General features: G+C 71.6%; 16 protein-coding genes and 1 pseudogene. 9 read left to right on the forward strand and 8 right to left on the reverse strand.

Annotation, left to right across the window (positions count from 1 at the left end):
• Positions 1 to 66: 66 nt before the first annotated feature.
• The 6 genes from IE265_RS17290 (at position 67) to IE265_RS17315 (ending at position 5,324) form a co-directional block, all read left to right on the forward strand.
• Positions 67 to 1,896: a phosphatidylglycerol lysyltransferase domain-containing protein gene (locus IE265_RS17290; RefSeq protein WP_190036485.1), complete on the forward strand. Its 1,830-nt coding sequence runs from the start codon at positions 67 to 69 to the stop codon at positions 1,894 to 1,896.
• 256 nt (positions 1,897 to 2,152) lie between these two features.
• Entirely contained in the window at positions 2,153 to 3,049 is an 897-nt protein-coding gene (folP, locus tag IE265_RS17295; protein WP_190036486.1) for a dihydropteroate synthase, read from the forward strand.
• Entirely contained in the window at positions 3,046 to 3,549 is a 504-nt protein-coding gene (locus IE265_RS17300) for a nuclear transport factor 2 family protein (RefSeq protein WP_190036487.1), read from the forward strand. The genes folP and IE265_RS17300 overlap by 4 nt, the downstream gene beginning before the upstream one ends.
• A gap of 234 nt (positions 3,550 to 3,783) precedes the next feature.
• Entirely contained in the window at positions 3,784 to 4,143 is a 360-nt protein-coding gene (folB, locus tag IE265_RS17305; protein ID WP_190036488.1) for a dihydroneopterin aldolase, read from the forward strand.
• On the forward strand, positions 4,140 to 4,748 hold the full coding sequence (folK, locus tag IE265_RS17310; RefSeq protein ID WP_190036489.1) for a 2-amino-4-hydroxy-6-hydroxymethyldihydropteridine diphosphokinase: 609 nt from the start codon (positions 4,140 to 4,142) through the stop codon (positions 4,746 to 4,748). The genes folB and folK overlap by 4 nt, the downstream gene beginning before the upstream one ends.
• Before the next feature lie 90 nt (positions 4,749 to 4,838).
• Positions 4,839 to 5,324: a DUF3180 domain-containing protein gene (locus IE265_RS17315; protein WP_190036490.1), complete on the forward strand. Its 486-nt coding sequence runs from the start codon at positions 4,839 to 4,841 to the stop codon at positions 5,322 to 5,324.
• A 247-nt stretch (positions 5,325 to 5,571) separates the two neighbouring features.
• Here the strand turns inward: IE265_RS17315 and folE are convergent, their stop codons facing one another.
• From folE to dacB, 6 genes are all read right to left on the reverse strand, one after another.
• A complete protein-coding gene (folE, locus tag IE265_RS17320) occupies positions 5,572 to 6,177 on the reverse strand; it encodes a GTP cyclohydrolase I FolE (RefSeq protein ID WP_190036491.1) in 606 nt (201 codons plus the stop codon).
• Between the two features lie 134 nt (positions 6,178 to 6,311).
• Positions 6,312 to 8,351, reverse strand: coding sequence for an ATP-dependent zinc metalloprotease FtsH (gene ftsH, locus IE265_RS17325; protein WP_190036615.1), 2,040 nt, complete (start codon positions 8,349 to 8,351; stop codon positions 6,312 to 6,314).
• 219 nt (positions 8,352 to 8,570) lie between these two features.
• A complete protein-coding gene (gene hpt / locus IE265_RS17330; RefSeq protein ID WP_190036616.1) occupies positions 8,571 to 9,131 on the reverse strand; it encodes a hypoxanthine phosphoribosyltransferase in 561 nt (186 codons plus the stop codon).
• Between the two features lie 105 nt (positions 9,132 to 9,236).
• Entirely contained in the window at positions 9,237 to 10,304 is a 1,068-nt protein-coding gene (tilS, locus tag IE265_RS17335) for a tRNA lysidine(34) synthetase TilS (RefSeq protein WP_190036492.1), read from the reverse strand.
• A 172-nt stretch (positions 10,305 to 10,476) separates the two neighbouring features.
• The gene (locus IE265_RS17340) at positions 10,477 to 11,610 is read right to left on the reverse strand and encodes an Rv3626c family coenzyme F420 biosynthesis-associated protein (protein ID WP_190036493.1); all 1,134 of its coding nucleotides are present in this window, start codon (positions 11,608 to 11,610) and stop codon (positions 10,477 to 10,479) included.
• 157 nt (positions 11,611 to 11,767) lie between these two features.
• Entirely contained in the window at positions 11,768 to 13,294 is a 1,527-nt protein-coding gene (dacB, locus tag IE265_RS17345; RefSeq protein WP_190036617.1) for a D-alanyl-D-alanine carboxypeptidase/D-alanyl-D-alanine endopeptidase, read from the reverse strand.
• 128 nt (positions 13,295 to 13,422) lie between these two features.
• Between dacB and IE265_RS17350 the strand changes: the two genes are divergently transcribed.
• Together IE265_RS17350 and IE265_RS17355 are read left to right on the forward strand one after the other, a co-directional pair.
• On the forward strand, positions 13,423 to 13,914 hold the full coding sequence (locus tag IE265_RS17350; RefSeq protein WP_033321679.1) for an inorganic diphosphatase: 492 nt from the start codon (positions 13,423 to 13,425) through the stop codon (positions 13,912 to 13,914).
• Between the two features lie 133 nt (positions 13,915 to 14,047).
• On the forward strand, positions 14,048 to 15,700 hold the full coding sequence (locus tag IE265_RS17355) for a threonine/serine exporter family protein (RefSeq protein ID WP_190036494.1): 1,653 nt from the start codon (positions 14,048 to 14,050) through the stop codon (positions 15,698 to 15,700).
• Positions 15,701 to 15,970: 270 nt separating this feature from the next.
• Here IE265_RS17355 and IE265_RS17360 read toward each other — a convergent pair.
• Positions 15,971 to 17,023 (reverse strand): annotated as a pseudogene (locus IE265_RS17360) (DedA family protein); the annotation flags it as partial.
• Positions 17,024 to 17,164: 141 nt separating this feature from the next.
• On the opposite strand from IE265_RS17360, the gene IE265_RS17365 reads away from it, so the two are divergent.
• Positions 17,165 to 17,530 carry a YbjQ family protein gene (locus tag IE265_RS17365; RefSeq protein WP_190036496.1) on the forward strand — a complete coding sequence of 122 codons (366 nt, stop codon included), beginning with the start codon at positions 17,165 to 17,167 and terminating at the stop codon, positions 17,528 to 17,530.
• Positions 17,531 to 17,587: 57 nt separating this feature from the next.
• Here IE265_RS17365 and IE265_RS17370 read toward each other — a convergent pair whose 3' ends face one another.
• Positions 17,588 to 18,349 (reverse strand): MerR family transcriptional regulator, encoded by a 762-nt coding sequence (locus IE265_RS17370; protein WP_190036497.1) that lies wholly within the window; start codon positions 18,347 to 18,349, stop codon positions 17,588 to 17,590.
• Positions 18,350 to 18,457: the final 108 nt, after the last annotated feature.

Here is an 18,457-nt window from a genome sequence, read left to right on the forward strand (position 1 = left end):
GGCGCAATGTCGCCGGATGCCGGATTGGCACCGGATTCACGGTCTCTCGCAGAACCACGGGATGCGATGCCTGTCAGGATAGATGCGGAAAAGTCCGACGAGGCTCCGTACCGGACGCGGCGGCTGCGGGGCGTACTCCGGGGCCCGCGGCCGGAGGCCGTCCCCGCCCTGGTCGCCAGGGCCTGCACACTCGTCGGACTCCTCGACATCGCCGCGGGTGTCTTCCCGCGCTTCCGGCACAGCCGGGTGCACACGCTCGCCGAGGTGCTGCCGGGCGCCCTCGGCCCGTTCGCCGCCGCGCTGTCGCTCAGCACCGGCGTCCTGCTGCTGCTCCTCGCCCACGGCCTCGGCCGCCGCAAACGGCGGGCCTGGCGGGCCGCCGTGGTGCTGCTCCCGGCCGGTGCCCTCGCCCAGTTGACCTACCGTCACTCCCTCGTCGGCGCAGTGGTCTCGCTGGCGCTGCTCGCCCCGCTGCTGCGCCACCGGCGGGAGTTCGCCGCGCTGCCCGACCCCGGCAGCCGCTGGCGCGCGCTCGCCAACTTCGTCCTGATGGGCGCCGGTTCCCTCGTTCTCGGCCTGGTCGTCGTCAGCGTCCACCCGGACCGGATGGTCGGCGACCCGAGCCTCGCCGACCGCATCGGCCATGTCCTGTACGGCCTGTTCGGCTTCGAGGGGCCGGTCGAGTACCGGGGCACGACCTCCTGGACGGTCTCCTTCTCCCTGGGCGCGCTCGGCCTGCTGACCGCCGTGACGACGATCCACCTGGCGTTGCGCCCCGAACACCCCGCCGCCCGGCTCACGGAGGAGGACGAGGCGAGGCTGCGGGCCCTGCTGGACAAGCACGGCGGCCGCGACTCGCTCGGCCACTTCGCCCTCCGGCGCGACAAGGGCGTGGTCTTCTCACCGAGCGGCAAGGCGGCCGTGACCTACCGCGTCGTCTCCGGAGTGATGCTGGCCGGCGGCGACCCGATCGGTGACGTCGAGGCGTGGCCCGGCGCGATCGAGCGCTTCATGGACGAGGCGAACGCCCACTCCTGGACCCCGGCCGTCATGGGCTGCTCGGAGAGGGGCGGTGAGGTCTGGACGCGGGAGACGGGCCTGGACGCGCTCGAACTGGGCGACGAGGCGGTGGTGCACACCTCGGATTTCTCCCTGGCCGGGCGGGCGATGCGGAACGTGCGCCAGATGGTGCGGCGCATCGAGCGGTCCGGCTACGAGACCCGGGTACGGCGCGTCCGTGACCTGGGCGAGGGCGAGCTGGACCGGATACGGACCGCCGCCGACGCGTGGCGGGGCACCGACACCGAACGCGGCTTCTCCATGGCCCTCGGCCGCATCGGCGATCCGGCCGACGGCGACTGCCTGCTCGCGACGGCCCACCTGGTGGACGCCGTACCGGGACCCCACGGCGACCTGAGGGCCGTACTCCACTTCGTCCCCTGGGGCGCCGACGGCGTCTCCCTCGACCTGATGCGCCGCGACCGCTCGGCGGACCCGGGGATGAACGAACTCCTCATCGTGGCCGCCCTCCTCGCGGCCCCCCGGCTGGGCATCACCCGCGTCTCCCTGAACTTCGCGATGTTCCGCTCCGCCCTGGCCCGGGGCGAACGGCTCGGCGCCGGCCCGGTGCTGCGCGCGTGGCGCGGACTGCTGGTCTTCCTCTCGCGGTGGTTCCAGATCGAGTCGCTCTACCGCTTCAACGCAAAGTTCCGCCCCCGCTGGGAACCACGCTTCGTCGTCTACCGCTCCTCCCGCGACCTGCCGCGCGTCGGCCTGGCCGCCCTGCGCGCCGAGGGATTCCTCACCCTCGGCCTGCCCCGTGCCCTGCGCCTGCGCACGACGGCGCCCCTGCCCTGCCCGCACCGGGTCCCGGACCACGCTGTGCGCACGGCGTGACGACGCAGCCCGCACACCGTGCCCGGTACGCCCCGACCGGCACCCCGTACCCCGTACCCCGTACCCGGCGAACCGCATCCCCTCCCCACCGGCGCCGACCACCCCACCGACACCGGCCGCCCCGCGACGCACACCCCCGCGCCGCGCGGCGGCCGGCCCCGCTCCGCGGGGGCGGCGCCCGCGGGCCCGCGGAACCGCTCGGGCCCGTCCCCTGAGGGCGGCCGACCATGAACCGCGGTGGGCCTAGGCTGGACGCATGAGCAAGAAGAGCGGGCGAGGCCAGGTGGCAGGACTCCCGGCGTGGGACCGCTGCGCGGTCATGGGCGTGGTGAACGTGACCCCCGATTCCTTCTCCGACGGCGGCCACTGGTTCGACACGACGGCCGCGATCAAGCACGGCCTCGACCTGGTCGCCGAGGGCGCCGACCTGGTCGACGTGGGCGGCGAGTCCACCCGCCCCGGCGCCACCCGCGTCGACGAGGCGGAGGAGCTCAGGCGGGTCGTCCCCGTCGTGCGCGGCCTCGCCTCCGAGGGCGTCACCGTCTCCGTGGACACCATGCGCGCCTCCGTCGCCGAGCGCTCGCTCGCCGCGGGCGCCGCCCTCGTCAACGACGTCAGCGGAGGGCTCGCCGACCCGGACATGGTCCCGGCCGTCGCGGCGGCCGGCGCCCCCTTCGTGGTCATGCACTGGCGCGGCTTCCTGGAGGGCGGGAACGTACGCGGCTCGTACGAGGACGTCGTCTCCGAGGTCGTCGACGAGTTGCACGCGCGCGTGGAGGCCGTTCTGGCGGGCGGCATCGCGGCGGACCGCGTCGTCGTCGACCCCGGCCTCGGCTTCTCCAAGGAGGCCGAGCACGACCTGACCCTCCTCGCCCACCTCGACCGGCTCAGCGCGATCGGCCACCCCGTACTGGTCGCCGCCTCCCGCAAGCGGTTCCTCGGGCGGGTGCTGGCGGGGCCCGAGGGCGCGCCGCCGCCGGCCCGTGAGCGCGACGCCGCCACCGCCGCCGTCTCCGCGCTCGCCGCCCACCAGGGCGCCTGGGCCGTCCGGGTCCACGAGGTCCGCGCCACCGCCGACGCCGTCCGGGTCGCCCGGGCCGTCGAGGGCGCGCGGACCGTCGAGGGCGCGCGGACCGCAGAGGGGACCCGGTGAGCGCGCCCCACACGGACGTCGAGCAGGTCGAGCTGGCCAACACCTCCTTCTACGAGGCGCTGGAACGGGGCGACTTCGAGGAGTTGTCGTCGCTCTGGCTGACCCCCGCCGACCTGGGCCACGACGAGGAGGTCCACGACCCGGCCGACGCCGGGGTGGTGTCCTGCGTGCACCCCGGCTGGCCGGTCCTCAACGGCCGCGGCGAGGTCCTCAGGTCGTACGCGCTGATCATGGCGAACACCGAGTACATCCAGTTCTTCCTCACCGATGTGCACGTCTCCGTCACCGGTGACACCGCCCTGGTGACCTGCACGGAGAACATCCTCAGCGGCGGCCCGGCGCCCGCGGAGGGCGACGAGCTCGGCCCCCTCATGGGCCAGCTCGTCGTCGCCACGAACGTGTTCCGCCGCACCCCGGTGGGCTGGAAGCTGTGGTCGCACCACGCCTCGCCCGTCCTGGCCGAGTCCACCGAGGACGAGGACGACGAATCGCCCGCATGAGTGGGCGGGGGCCCGACGTGGATTGAGATCACCGGACTGGGGTATGGGCCGCTACCAACCCGAGAGCCGCCGCGTTCCCCCAGGGAAACACTCGATGAATCCTCCTGATCCCACCGCGCCCTCCCCCCTGCGGGCGAGTGCTGTCAGTGCGCGCAGGTAGATTCCATGGAGGCTGGTGTGCCGACCGCACTCGGGACGACCCCGCCGTTACCGACAATTGCAGGAGTGATTCGCGTGGATCGTGTCGCGCTGCGCGGCCTCAAGGCCCGCGGGCACCACGGTGTCTTCCCCAAGGAACGCGAGGAGGGCCAGACCTTCATCGTGGACCTCACACTGGGCCTCGACACCCGGCCGGCCGCGGCCGACGACGACCTCACGAAGACCGTGCACTACGGCATCGTGGCCGAGGAGGTCGTCGCCGTGGTCGAGGGCGAGCCGGTGAACCTCATCGAGACGCTCGCCGAGCGGATCGCCCAGACGTGCCTCAAGCACGACGGGGTCCAGGAGGTCGAGGTCTGCGTCCACAAGCCGGACGCCCCGATCACGGTCCCCTTCGACGACGTGACCGTGACGATCATCCGGAGCCGAGTATGACCGCCTACACCGAGGGCCAGAGCGACCCGACCGTCCAGCCGGTTCCCGCCTCCGTGGTGGAGCGCGTGGACGCAGCCGACACGACCCTGCAGAACCCGCGCCGCGCCGTGCTCTCGCTGGGCTCGAACCTCGGCAACCGCCTCGAGACGCTCCAGGGGGCCATCGACGCCCTGGAGGACACCCCGGGAGTGCGCGTCAAAGCGGTCTCCCCGGTGTACGAGACGGAGCCGTGGGGCGTCGAGCCCGGCAGCCAGCCGACGTACTTCAACGCGGTGATCGTCCTCAGGACCACCCTCCCGCCCTCCTCGCTCCTGGAGCGGGCGCACGCGGTCGAGGAGGCCTTCCACCGCGTGCGGGACGAGCGGTGGGGCCCGCGCACCATCGACGTGGACATCGTGGCGTACGCCGACGTGGTCTCCGACGACCCGGTCCTGACCCTCCCCCACCCCCGCGCCCACGAGCGCGCCTTCGTCCTCGCCCCCTGGCACGACGTGGAGCCCGAGGCGCAGTTGCCCGGGCACGGTTCCGTGGCGCAGCTGCTCGCAGCCGTCCCCGACGAAGGTGTCGCGCCCCGCGCCGACCTGGAACTCCGACTGCCCGAGTAGTCGTTAAGGTCGAGACGCCCCCGGGGGCCCGGTCCGGTCCACGGGCCGGACCCACACGGGCCGGGGACACTCAAGCGCGAGGGGAACAGAGTGAAAGAGCTGCGCATCAGGACGCTGGCCGCGGTGTTCGCCGTCGCAGGTGTGCTGTCCTGGGCGGGCGCCCGCCTGTGGAACTCGGTGGGCACGCTCCCGAGCGTCCCGTTGGCCGCCCCCATCGTGCTGGCCCTGATCGCCGTGGTCCTGCTGGCCACGGCACTGTCCTTGCGGGCCCGTCTCAAGGCCCAGCGCGAGCGCCGCCCCGGTGCCAAGGGCGTCGACCCCCTGATGGCCGCCCGCGCGGTCGTCTTCGGCCACGCCAGCGCCCTGGTGGCCGCCCTCGTGGCCGGTCTGTACGGCGGCACCGGCATCTTCCTGCTGGAGTCGCTGGACATCCCGGCCCGCCGCGACCAGGCCATCTACGCGGGCTTCTCGGTCCTGGCCGGCATCGCCGTCATAGCGGCGGCCTTCTTCCTGGAGCGCGTCTGCAAGCTCCCCGAGGACGACGACACGAACGGCGGCACGGCCCCGGCCTCCTGACCCCCGCCACGGCCGCGCGAGGCGCCCCGATCCGCGATCCGCGCCCCCGGTCCCACGACCGGAGATCCGCGCCCCGCGGCGCGTTTCCCACCACCGGGTCCGACGCGACCCGCCCCGACACGACCGCACCCCGGCGGAGGCACCCCGACGGAGGCCGACCGCGGCGCGGGTCCGGGCACGGCAGGACGAACGAGCCGCGCCCCGGTGGACCGGCGGGGTCCCGGCACCGGCCCGATCCCGTGGCGCGCTAGCGCGCCATGATGAGGCTCATCGCCTCGTTCCGGGTGGCCGCGTCGCGCAGCTGACCGCGCACCGCCGACGTGATGGTCTTCGCCCCCGGCTTGCGGATGCCGCGCATCGACATGCACATGTGCTCGCACTCGACGACGACGATCACGCCCCGGGGCTCCAGGATCTCCATGAGCGAGTCGGCGATCTGGGTGGTGAGACGTTCCTGCACCTGCGGACGACGGGCGTACACGTCCACGAGCCGGGCCAGCTTGGAGAGTCCGGTGATCTTTCCGGTGAGCGCCGGGATGTAGCCGACGTGCGCGACCCCCCTGAACGGGACCAGGTGGTGCTCACAGGTAGAGAACACCTCGATGTCCTTCACCAGGACCATCTCGTCGTGCCCGAGGTCGAACGTCGTCGTCAGCACCTCCTCGGGCTTCTGGTACAGCCCCGCGAAGATCTCCTTGTAGGCACGGGCCACCCGACCGGGGGTCTCCCTCAGCCCCTCCCTGTCCGGGTCCTCCCCGACCGCGATCAGCAGCTCCCGTACGGCGTTCTCGGCGCGCTTCTCGTCGAATTCGCCTATCGAGCCCTCGCCGTCCAGCGTCACAGGGTCGGTCATCTGGTGCCTCGTTTCTGTGCCTCTCACGCGTACGGACCGCGCGTGCGTGTACGGGCATACGAAGATGCCGCGCCCCCCAGGCTAGAACCTGGGGGGCGCGGCAGTCATTCCGGGCCTGGTGAGGCCGCCGGAGGTCAGCTCTCGGAGCGGTCCTCGGGGGCGGTCTCGGTCACCGGCAGCGCCTCGGTGGAGGCGCCGGCCTTGGCGGTGACGGCCGAGCCGATTCCGTTGGCCCCGTTCGTCAGCGACAGCTCCTTGGGGGAGAGCACCGGCGGACGGGTGGACGGGGTGCGGCGGGAGGAGCCGGTCCACGCGGGGCGGGCCGGGCGCTTGATGATCGGAGCGAAGACCTCGGCGATCTGCTCCTTGTTCAGCGTCTCCTTCTCCAGCAGCTGGAGGACCAGCGCGTCGAGCACGTCACGGTTCTCGACCAGGATCTCCCAGGCCTCGTTGTGCGCGTTCTCGATGAGCTTCTTGACCTCTTCGTCGACGAGCGCGGCGACCTCTTCCGAGTAGTCGCGCGGGTGCGACATCTCCCGGCCCAGGAAGGGCTCGGTGTTGTCGCCGCCGAACTTGATCGCGCCGAGGCGCTCGGTCATGCCGTACTGCGTGACCATCGCGCGGGCCGTGGTGGTGGCCTTCTCGATGTCGTTCGCGGCACCGGTGGTCGGGTCGTGGAAGACGAGCTCCTCGGCCGCGCGCCCGCCCAGCATGTACGCGAGCTGGTCGAGCATCTCGTTGCGGGTCGTGGAGTACTTGTCCTCGTCCGGCAGGACCATCGTGTAGCCCAGAGCACGGCCCCTGGAGAGGATCGTGATCTTGTGCACCGGGTCGGAGTTCGGTGAGGCCGCCGCGACCAGGGCGTGTCCGCCCTCGTGGTACGCGGTGATCTTCTTCTCCTTGTCCGACATGATCCGGGTCCGCTTCTGCGGGCCCGCGACCACACGGTCGATCGCCTCGTCCAGCATGTGGTTGTCGATCAGCTTCTGGTTGCTGCGCGCGGTGAGCAGCGCGGCTTCGTTCAGCACGTTCGACAGGTCGGCACCGGTGAAACCGGGGGTCCGACGCGCCACAGCGGAGAGGTCGACGTCCGGGGCGACCGGCTTGCCCTTCTGGTGGACCTTGAGGATCTCCAGACGGCCCTGCATGTCCGGGCGGTCGACCGCGATCTGGCGGTCGAAGCGGCCGGGGCGCAGGAGGGCCGGGTCGAGGATGTCGGGACGGTTCGTGGCGGCGATCAGGATGACGCCGCCCTTCACGTCGAATCCGTCCATCTCGACGAGCAGCTGGTTCAGCGTCTGCTCGCGCTCGTCGTGACCGCCGCCCAGTCCGGCGCCGCGATGGCGGCCGACCGCGTCGATCTCGTCGACGAAGACGATCGCCGGGGCGTTCGCCTTGGCCTGCTCGAAGAGGTCGCGGACACGGGAGGCACCGACACCGACGAACATCTCGACGAAGTCGGATCCGGAGATCGAGTAGAACGGGACGCCCGCTTCTCCCGCGACAGCGCGCGCGAGGAGCGTCTTGCCCGTACCGGGAGGCCCGTAGAGGAGCACGCCCTTGGGGATCTTCGCTCCGACGGCCTGGAACTTCGCCGGCTCCTGGAGGAACTCCTTGATCTCGTGGAGTTCCTCGACCGCCTCGTCCGAGCCCGCCACGTCGGCGAAGGTCGTCTTCGGGGTGTCCTTGGTGATGAGCTTCGCCTTGGACTTCCCGAAGTTCATGACCCGGGAGCCGCCGCCCTGCATCTGATTCATCAGGAACAGGAAGACGACGACGATGAGGACGAAAGGAAGCAGGGACAGCAGGATGCCGACGAAAGCGTTCTGCTTGGTCGGCGAGACCGTGTAGCCGTCCGGGATCTGCTTGTTCTGGTACTTCTCCTGGAGGGTGGAGGCCAGGTTGACGCCCTGGTCGCCGATGTAGCTCGCCTGGATCTTCGAGCTGCCCTCGATCTTTTCGCCGTCCTTGAGCTCGACCTTGATGATCTGCTCGTCGCCGGTGGTGATCTTGGCTTGTTGGACCTTGTTGTCACTGATCGCCTGGACGACCTGGCCGGTGTCCACCGTCTTGTAGCCGCCGGACGAGCCGACGACCTGCATCAACACGACCACGGCAAGGACGGCCAGCACGATCCACATGACCGGCCCACGGAAGTATCGCTTCACGTCCATCCATACGGAGCGATGCCGCCCCGTCCCTCCTGCCATAGTGAGTTTGATAAGACTGTTCTTCGGACGGTACCCCAGCATTGTCACCCGAAGCCGCACGGTCCGGCTGACAACTCCGCCTTCGTATGCTCCAACGGCGCGAACCCTGCTGGGGTTCCCGGTCGTCGCCCCCGTCCTGTGTGGGCGGGGCCACTCGTGGCGGGCCGCTGCCCCGACTGGGCGTCAGCCGCCGTACACGTGGGGCGCGAGCGTACCGACGAACGGGAGGTTCCGGTACTTCTCGGCGTAGTCGAGGCCGTACCCGATGACGAACTCGTTCGGGATGTCGAAGCCGACCCACTCCACCTCGATCGCGACCTTCGCCGCCTCCGGCTTGCGCAGCAGCGTGCACACCTTCAGGGAGGCGGGCTCGCGCGAGCCGAGGTTGGAGATGAGCCAGGAAAGCGTCAGCCCCGAGTCGATGATGTCCTCGACGATCAGGACGTGCTTGCCCTTGATGTCGGTGTCGAGGTCCTTGAGGATCCGCACCACTCCGGACGACTGGGTGCCCGCGCCGTACGACGACACGGCCATCCAGTCCATGGTGACGGGGGTGGACAGGGCGCGAGCCAGGTCCGCCATGACCATGACGGCGCCCTTGAGGACACCGACGATCAGCAGGTCCTTGCCCGCGTATTCCGCGTCGATCTTCGCCGCCAGCTCAGCCAGCTTCGCGTCGATCTCTTCCTTGGTGATGAGCACCGACTTGAGGTCGGTGCCCATGTCTTTCGCGTCCACCCGCATCACTTTCGGTCGTCCCACCGGCTGCGTCCCGGACCTCCGCGACAGGAGCCGCTCCCCGGAGTACCTGCCTCCGGTGGAGTCGCTCCCCGAAGGAGGGACCCTTTTTCAGCCTTGCCGGATCACCAGTCTGCCACCCTGCCGCTGAGCCACGACTTTGCCCGGGAGATTGATGGCGCCCTGGCCCCGCCAGCCGGTGATCAACCGGTCGACCTCTTCGATGTGCCGGGCGAACAGCGAACCTGCGGGCGCACCGGCGTCGATGGCGGCGCGGCGCAGGATGCGGCGGCGCACGGCGGGCGGCAGGGCGTGGAGCTTCGCGCACTCCAGGAGGCCCGCCGCGTCGCGCACGGTGGCCTCGGCCTGACCGGCCCAGGCGTCGAGGGCGTCGGCGTCGTCGCGGGACAGTTGGGCCGTACGGGCGAGGGCCTCGACCACCCCTTTGCCGAGCGCCTTCTCCAGCGCGGGCAGGCCTTCGTGACGCAGCCGGGAACGTGTGTACGCCGGGTCCGCGTTGTGCGGGTCGTCCCACACGGGCAGCGACTGGACCATGCAGGCCTTGCGGGCGGTCTGCCGGTCGAGGTGCAGGAACGGCCGGCGGTAGCGTCGGGCGGCCCCCGCGCCCCCGGACACGGCGGCCATGCCGGACAGGGAGCGGATGCCGGAGCCGCGGGCCAGCCCGAGCAGGACGGTCTCGGCCTGGTCGTCCCGGGTGTGGCCGAGCAGCACCGCGGCGGCGCCGTGCCGCTCGGCGGCGCCGTCCAGCGCGGCGTACCGGGCGTCGCGGGCGGCGGCCTCGGGGCCGCCCTCGCGGCCGACGGTGACGGTGACGGACTCCGCCGGACGGAGTCCGAGTTCGGTGAGGCGCAGCACGACCTCGCCGGCGCGCAGGTCGGAGCCGGGCTGGAGCCCGTGGTCGACGGTGATGCCGCCGGCGCGGATGCCGAGTTTGGGGGCTTCGAAGGCGAGGGCGGAGGCGAGCGCCATGGAGTCGGCGCCGCCGGAGCACGCGACCAGCACGAGCGGCGGCGTCGCGGGCACGCGCGTGCCCGAGGGGGCGCGCGAGCCGGGAGCGGGCTCGTACGGGGACTGCTCGGGGGCGTGGTCGGTGAGGACGTCGTGGAGTACGCGGCGGACCGCCAGGCGTATCGCCGCGACCGCAGGATGGGGACCCATGTCCGGTTCCCTTCATGAAATTGTCGGGGGCTGAGCCCGAGGTCGGTCACTCAGAGTGTGTAGATGGTGACAGAACCGGGCCGTTCCCCGAGCATTGCACGCCTACCCATCGCTCACGGTCCCTCGGACGGGTGATTGGAGGGGCGTTCACCTGCCGTCGGCCGGATTCGTTTCACGACTCTGCCTTACGGTGCACCCGCGCGACCCAGTCCGCCGGTTTGGAGATCTCCGCCTTGGTGGGCAGCGTGTTCGGTGAGGTCCACACGCGGTTGAAGCCGTCCATGCCGACCTGGTCGACGACCCCGCGCACGAACCGCTCCCCGTCCCGGTACTGACGGAGCTTGGCGTCGAGGCCCAGCAGCTTGCGCAGGGCCAGGTCGAGCCGGGAGGCGCCCTTGGCGCGGCGCTGCTGGAACTTCTCGCGGATCTCCGCGACGGACGGGACCACGGAGGGGCCGACACCGTCCATCACGAAGTCGGCGTGTCCCTCCAGAAGGGACATCACGGCGGTGAGCCGGCCGAGGATCTCGCGCTGGGCGGGTGTCTGCACGATCTCGACGAGGGAGCGCGTGTCGTCGCCCTCCTCGCCCTCGGGGCGGCTGCCGGCCAGCGACTGGGCGGCCTCGCGAATACGTTCGAGGACGGTCATCGGGTCGACCTCGGTCTCCGCCAAGAACGACTGGATTTCGCCCTCCAGGTGGTCGCGCAGCCAGGGCACGGCCGTGAACTGGGTGCGGTGGGTCTCCTCGTGGAGGCAGACCCAGAGCCGGAAGTCGTGGGGCTGGACGTCGAGTTCCCGCTCCACGTGCACGATGTTCGGCGCGACGAGCAGGAGCCTGCCGCCGCCGTCGGCGCCGGCCGGGAGTTCGCGGGTGGCCGGGGCGAAGGTCTCGTACTGGCCGAGCACCCTGGAGGACAGGAAGCTGAGCAGCATGCCCAGTTCGACGCCGGTGACCTTGCCGCCGACGGCGCCGAGGACGGCTCCGCCCGGGGTGCCGCCGCGACGTTCCTGCATCTTGTCGAGCAGGGGTTTCAGGATCTCCCGGAACCCGGCGACGTTCGCGCGGACCCAGCCCGGGCGGTCGACGACGAGGACGGGCGTGTCGCGGAGGCCGTCCCCGCCCATCCGTGTGAAGCCGCGGACGTGCTCCTCGGAGGCCTTGGCGTGGCGGCGCAGTTCGGCGACGACGGCCCTGGCCTCGTCACGGCTCACCTCCGGGCCCGGCCGTACGAGCCGGGTCGCGGTCGCCACCGCGAGATTCCAGTCGACCATCCCAGCAGATGCGGCACCACCGATGCTCGTCATGCGTCAACCGTACGTGAGCGCTGCCGCTTGGGGCAGGGAGCGCGGGGGCGGGAGGTTCCGCCGTGCGGCGGCCCACGGGTACCGGCGGGAGTCCGGGGCCCGGGAGCGCGGGGCCCGGGAGCGCGGCGCTCCGCGCCCCAGCGGGCGGCACCCGCGCTCAGCGGCAGCCGCAGCCCGCGAGGGCCGACGCCAGGCGGTCCAGGGCCCGCTGGGTGGCCGTGGGTTCGGTGGGCGGGTCGGAGAACGACAGGAAGGCGAAGGCCAGGAGGCGGCCGTCGCTGTCGACGACGGTGCCGGCGAGGGCGTGCACGCCGGTCAGGGTGCCGGTCTTGGCCCGTACGACTCCGGTGCCCGACTGGCCGGCGTACCGCTTCGTCAGGGTGCCGGTGAAGCCGGCGACGGGGAGTCCCGTGAGGGCGGGGCGCAGTTCGGGGTGGTCGGGGTCGGCGGCCTTCGCCAGCAGGGCGGTGAGCAGGTCCGCGGTGAGTTTGTCGGCACGGTCCAGGCCGCTGCCGTCCGCGAACTTCGCTCCCTTGAGGGGGAGTTCGAGCTTCTTGAGTTGTTCGCGGACGGCGGCCGAGCCGCCCTGGAAGCTGGCGGGTCCGCCGCCGACGACGGCGGTCCGGCGGGCGAGGGCCTCGGCGATGTCGTTGTCGCTGCTGGTCAGCATGCGCTCGACGAGCGCCGACAGGGGCGGGGACGTGACGGCGGCGAGTTCCTTCGCCCGGCCGGTGGCCTTGGAGGGGCCCGGGACCGTCGTACGGACGCCGCGGTCCTTCAGGAACCCGGCGAACGCGCGGGCCGCGTCGGCCGCGGGGTCCGTGCTGCGCGCCGCCGGTCCGGCGGTCGAGTCGTTCTTGCGGCCCTCGTCGGCCATCAGGGCGACGACGGGGGCCAGGTTGGGGTTCGGGCCGATGGGGTGCACGGTGGGGCCCTCGTACAGCGAGGTGTCGTAGGAGAGCGTCACCTCGCCGGACGTGCGGCCCCGCAGTGCGCGGGCGGTGGCGTCGGCGAGGTCGCGCAGGCTGGCGTTGCCGTCGGCGTCCTTGCGGGCGGTCAGCGTGGGGTCGCCGCCGCCGACCAGGACGACCTCGTCGGTGCCGGGTTCGAGGACGACCCGGGTCTCGATGCGGTGGTCGGGGCCCGCCGCGGCGAGGACCGCGACGGCCGTGGCGATCTTCGTGGTGGACGCGGGTGTCAGCGCGTCGCCCGCGCCCTTGCCGTACAGGCGCTCGCCGGTGGCCATGTCGACGACGGCGGCCGACCGCGAGGAGCCCAGGGACGGGTCGGCCAGGAGAGGGCCGAGCGCGTCGGCGAGGGCACGTTCGGTGGGTGCCGTGCCGGCGCCCGCGAGGCCGGCGAGAACGGACGCGGCGCTCGGCGCGGGCGCCGGCGCCTTTCCGGACGTACCGGACACATGGCCGTGATCTGCGCCACCTGAGTCCTCACGCGATGCGGCCCAGTCCCGCTCCGCCGTACGCTGACCGGTGGAGTCCCAGGGTCCGGCCGCCGTCACCACAGTGGCCGCCACGATGAGTCCGAGGGTGGCGGCCCCCGTCGTGAACTGCACGGTCGAAGGCCGTGTGACCAGCGGTTTCACGGCTCCGGCGGCCCGGACGAGCGGTGACTTCACGGCTCCCACGGCCCGCACGAGTTGCGGTCCCACGGATCGCGCGACCCGCATCACCTGCGGTCTCGCGGACCGCCAGGCCTTCAGCTCCGGCACGACCCACCAGCCCCTTTCGCGATCACCCACCTGCGTGAGGGACACTTAACCACCAGAACTATGTGCTGATCATGGAGGAGCCACCGGTGGAGTTCGACGTCACGATCGAGATTCCGAAGGGTTCGCGGAACAAGTACGAGGTGGACCACGAGACCGGTCGGATCCGCTTGGACCGTCGCCTCTTCACCTCGACCAGTTACCCGGCCGACTACGGATTCGTCGAGAACACCCTCGGCGAGGACGGCGACCCGCTGGACGCGCTGGTCATCCTGGACGAGCCGACCTTCCCGGGCTGCCTCATCCAGTGCCGCACCATCGGCATGTTCCGGATGACGGACGAGGCCGGCGGCGACGACAAGCTGCTGTGCGTGCCCGCGCACGACCCGCGTGTGGAGCACCTGCGCGACATCCACCACGTGTCGGAGTTCGACCGCCTGGAGATCCAGCACTTCTTCGAGGTCTACAAGGACCTGGAGCCCGGCAAGTCCGTCGAGGGCGCCAACTGGGTCGGGCGCACCGACGCCGAGGCCGAGATCGAGCGCTCGTACAAGCGATTCAAGGAGACCGGCGGTCACTGACCCCCGCTCCGGCTCCGAACGGGCCGCGTGACCCCCAGGGTCACGCGGCCCGTTCGTGTATCCGTACGCATACTGAGGCATACGGAAGGTACGGGGGAGACGCAGGGGAACAGGAAAGGCGAGGCAGGCACTGGTGGCGCAGCCGGAAGCGGAAGACCGCAAACCGCAGTCGGACGACGCGCGGAGCGCGTTCGTCCAGCCGACGGGCGTGGTGGCGCCACCGCCGGCGGTCGAGGACGAGTCGTCGACGACGTCGGAGTTCCTGGTCCCCGACGGGCTGGACGTCACGCCGATGCCCGCGGAGGGCGAGGGCTCCGCGTTCAGCACCCCGCGGACCTACAGCGCCCGGCACGCGCCTCCCGCGTTCACCCCGCCGGCCGGGATACCCAGGGTCGACCTCACCAAGGACGCCCCCTGGCAGGACCGGATGCGCACGATGCTGCGCATGCCGGTCGCCGAGCGGCCGGTTCCCGAGACCGTGCAGAAGTCCGAGGACGAGGGCCCGGCCGTACCGCGCGTGCTCGACCTGACCCTGCGCATCGGCGAGTTGCTGCTCGCGGGCGGGGAGGGCGCCGAGGACGTGGAGGCGGCGATGTTCGCCGTGTGCCGCTCCTACGGCCTTGACCGCTGCGAGCCCAACGTCACCTTCACCCTGCTGTCGATCTCCTACCAGCCGTCCCTGGTGGACGACCCGGTGACCGCCTCCCGGACGGTGCGCCGCCGCGGGACGGACTACACGCGGCTCTCGGCGGTGTTCCGGCTCGTCGACGACATCAGCGACGACGAGACCGAGGTCTCGCTGGAGGAGGCCTACCGGCGGCTCGCGGAGATCCGCCGCAACCGGCACCCGTACAACGGCTGGGTGCTGACCGCGGCCACCGGGCTGCTCGCCGGCGCGGCCTCCGTGCTCGTCGGCGGCGACCTGGTCGTGTTCCTGGCCGCGGCCGTCAGCGCCGTGCTGGGCGACCGTCTGGCGTGGCTGTGCGCGGGGCGCGGGCTGCCGGAGTTCTACCAGTTCACGGTGGCCGCGATGCCGGCGGCCGCGATGGGGGTGGCGCTCACGCTCGCCGACGTAGACGTGCGCGCGTCCGCGGTGATCACCGGTGGGCTCTTCGCGCTGCTGCCCGGGCGGGCGCTGGTGGCGGGGGTCCAGGACGGCCTGACCGGCTACTACATCACCGCCGCGGCCCGCCTCCTGGAGGTCATGTACTTCTTCGTGGGCATCGTCGTCGGCGTGCTCGTCGTCCTGTACTTCGGCGTGAAGCTGGGCGCCGAGCTGAACCCGGACGCGGCCCTTCAGTTCGCCGAGCGGCCGGTGTGGCAGATCGGCGCGTCGATGCTGCTGTCGCTCACCTTCGCGGTGCTGCTCCAGCAGGAGCGGTCCACCGTGCTGATGGTGACCCTCAACGGCGGCGTCGCGTGGAGCGTGTACGGCGCGATGCACTACGCGGGCGGGATCTCGCCGGTCGCCTCGACGGCCGTGGCCGCCGGCCTGGTGGGCCTGTTCGGGCAGTTGATGTCGCGCTACCGGTTCGCGTCCGCGCTGCCCTACACGACGGCCGCGATCGGGCCGCTGCTGCCCGGTTCCGCCACGTACTTCGGACTGCTGGCGATCGCCCAGAACAACGTCGACGGGGGGCTGGTGTCGCTCACGAAGGCGGCCGCCCTGGCGATGGCCATCGCGATCGGGGTGAATCTCGGGTCCGAGATCTCCCGGCTGTTCCTGCGGATTCCGGGCGGCTCCTCGGGGGCCCGCCGCGCCGCCAAGCGGACCCGCGGCTTCTGACCGACCCGCCCCGGTCGGGACGCGCGCCGGGCGGCCCCGGGGCCCGACACACGGACGCGCCCGCACCCGCGTCCCCGGTGGGGTGCGGGTGCGGGCGCGACCGACGGTTCAGCCCTGCGGGTAGTCCTGGCCGTACGGGTACTGCTGGTGCTGGGGGTTCTGCGGGTGCTGGGGGTTCTGCGGGTGCTGGGGGTTCTGCGGGTGCTGGGGGTTCTGCGGGTGCTGGGGCTGCGCGGGGCCCTGCTGCTGCGGGTTCTGCGGGTACTGCTGGTGCTGCGGGTACGGCTGGGTCTGCGGGTACTGGTCGGCCTGCGGGTACGGCCGGTCCTCCTGGTAGCCCTGCGGGTACTGCTGCGCGTACGGCCGGCCCTGCGGCTGCGGGTGGCCGTAGGGCTGGTCCCCGTAGGGCTGGTCCCCGTAGGGCTGCGGGTGGCCCTGGCCGCCGTACTGCTGGTTGCCGTCGCCCCTGCCGCCGTACTGCTGGTTGCCGCCCTGCTCCCCGCCGTTGCCATTGCCGTCGCCGTACCGCTGGGTGTCGCCGTAGGGGCGGCCGTGTCCGCCGCCGTCGCCGTACTGCTGGTCCCGGCCGTACTGCTGGTCCTGCGGGACGCGGCGGAGCTGGGCCGTGCGGTCGTCCATGACGGGGGCCGCCGGGGGCGTGTGGGCGTCCGGGGTCCGCGGCTCGGTGTCCCCGCCCTTGCTCCTGCCGCCCTTACGGGCCCGCAGGAACTCGATGAGGATCGGGACCACGGAGATGAAGACGATCAGCAGCAGGATCGGCTCGATGTTCTTCGCGACGAAGTCGATCCGCCCGAGCCAGGAGCCCAGCAGGGTCACACCGGCGCCCCAGAGGATGCCTCCGAGGACGTTGAAGATGACGAAGGAGCGGTACTTCATGCCGCTGACGCCCGCGATGATCGGCGTGAACGTGCGCACGATCGGTACGAAACGGGCCAGCACCAGCGACTTCGGGCCGTACTTCTCGAAGAACTCGTGGGCCTTGACCACGTTCTCCTGTTTGAAGAGGCGGGAGTCCGGGCGGGTGAAGAGGGAGGGGCCCACCTTCTTGCCGAACATGTAGCCCGCCTGGTCGCCCAGGATGGCGGCCACGCAGATCAGCAGGATCGCCCCCCACAGCGGGAAGTCCAGCTGGCCCGAGGTGATCAGCAGACCCGCCGTGAACAGCAGGGAGTCACCCGGCAGGAAGAAGCCGATGAGCAGGCCCGACTCGGCGAAGACGATCAGGAGCAGGCCCCAGATGCCGAACGAGTCGAGAAGGTAGTCCGGATCCAACCAGCTTGGACCGAGGGCAAGCGTCGTCACGGTTCCGGGCTCCTGAGGGGTGGTGGATTCGGTGGCGGGCGAGGTGTGGCCGACCAAAGTTACCAACGCGGCACGACGCGCCCAGGTTCCACCGGCTCCTCCAGGATGCACTGTGCCCCGACTGGGACAAAGCTGTGGGCCATGGGAATCGAAGAGTACGGCGGGGGTCAGAGCCCCCGGCCCGATGTGCTGGTCGTGACGACGAACGACGTGCCGGGCCATCGCGTCGAACAGGTCATCGGTGAGGTCTTCGGGCTCACGGTGCGCTCCCGGCATCTGGGCAGCCAGATCGGCGCGGGTCTGAAGTCGATGATCGGCGGCGAGCTGAAGGGCCTCACCAAGACGCTCGTGGAGACCCGCAACCAGGCGATGGAACGCCTGGTCGACCAGGCGAAGGCGCGCGGCGCCAACGCCGTCCTGATGTTCCGCTTCGACGTGAGCGAGGCGGCCGACGTGGGCACGGAGGTGTGCGCCTACGGTACGGCCGTGGTGATCGTCAAGGAGTAGCGCGACCCGGGTGGGGCCGCCCGTCACCGCGGGCGGCCCCACCGGACTTCGACGCCGTCAGGCCCCGTGGCGGGCCGCGTTCGCCGTGATCGCCTCCCTGAGGTGCTCGGCCAGGCCGGGCCGCACGGACTCGTAGAACTCCTTGAACCGCCCGTCCGCCACGTACATGTCGCCGAGCCCCCGGTGGATCTCGTACGAGCAGTCGTAGAACCACCGGGTGATGTGCAGCCGGTGCTCCTCGGCCAGGTCCATGGCCCTCTCCCCCGCCGCCGGTTCGCCGGCCGCCATCAGGGAGCCGTAGCGCTCGCCCCAGGCGGTGGTCTCGGCCCGCATGCGCTGCCAGTCGTCCTTGCCGTAGCGCGCGACGCGGCGCTGCGACTCGGCGTAGGCGTCCGTGCCGCCCCAGCGGCGCTCGGCCTCCCGCGCGTGCTCCTCGGGGTCCTGGTCCCCGAAGACCTCGAACTTCTCCTCGGGTGTGAGATCGATACCCATCGTGCGTGCCTCCATCGCGTGTTCCACGGCCTCGGCCATCTTCCGCAGCTTCTCGATCCGGTCGGTCAGCAGTTCGTGCTGGCGGCGCAGGTGCGCGCGCGGGTCCGTGTCCGGGTCGTCGAGCAGGGCCGCGACCTCGTCGAGCGGGAAGCCCAGCTCCCGGTAGAACAGGATCTGCTGCAGCCGGTCGAGGTCGCCGTCCTCGTAGCGCCGGTGCCCCGCGTGGCTGCGTCCGCCCGGTACGAGCAGCCCGATCTCGTCGTAGTGGTGCAGCGCGCGCACCGTCACACCGGCGAAACCGGCGACCTGTCCCACGGTGTAGCTCATCGCCCCCGCTCCCTTCCTTCCGTTGCGCACCCAGGCTGAGGCCTTACGCCACGTGAGGTGCAAGCGCGAATCCACGGGGCGCGCGATGTCTGTTTTATCCGCTTATGG

Source organism: Streptomyces fructofermentans, assembly GCF_014651055.1.
GTDB lineage: Bacteria > Actinomycetota > Actinomycetes > Streptomycetales > Streptomycetaceae > Streptomyces > Streptomyces fructofermentans.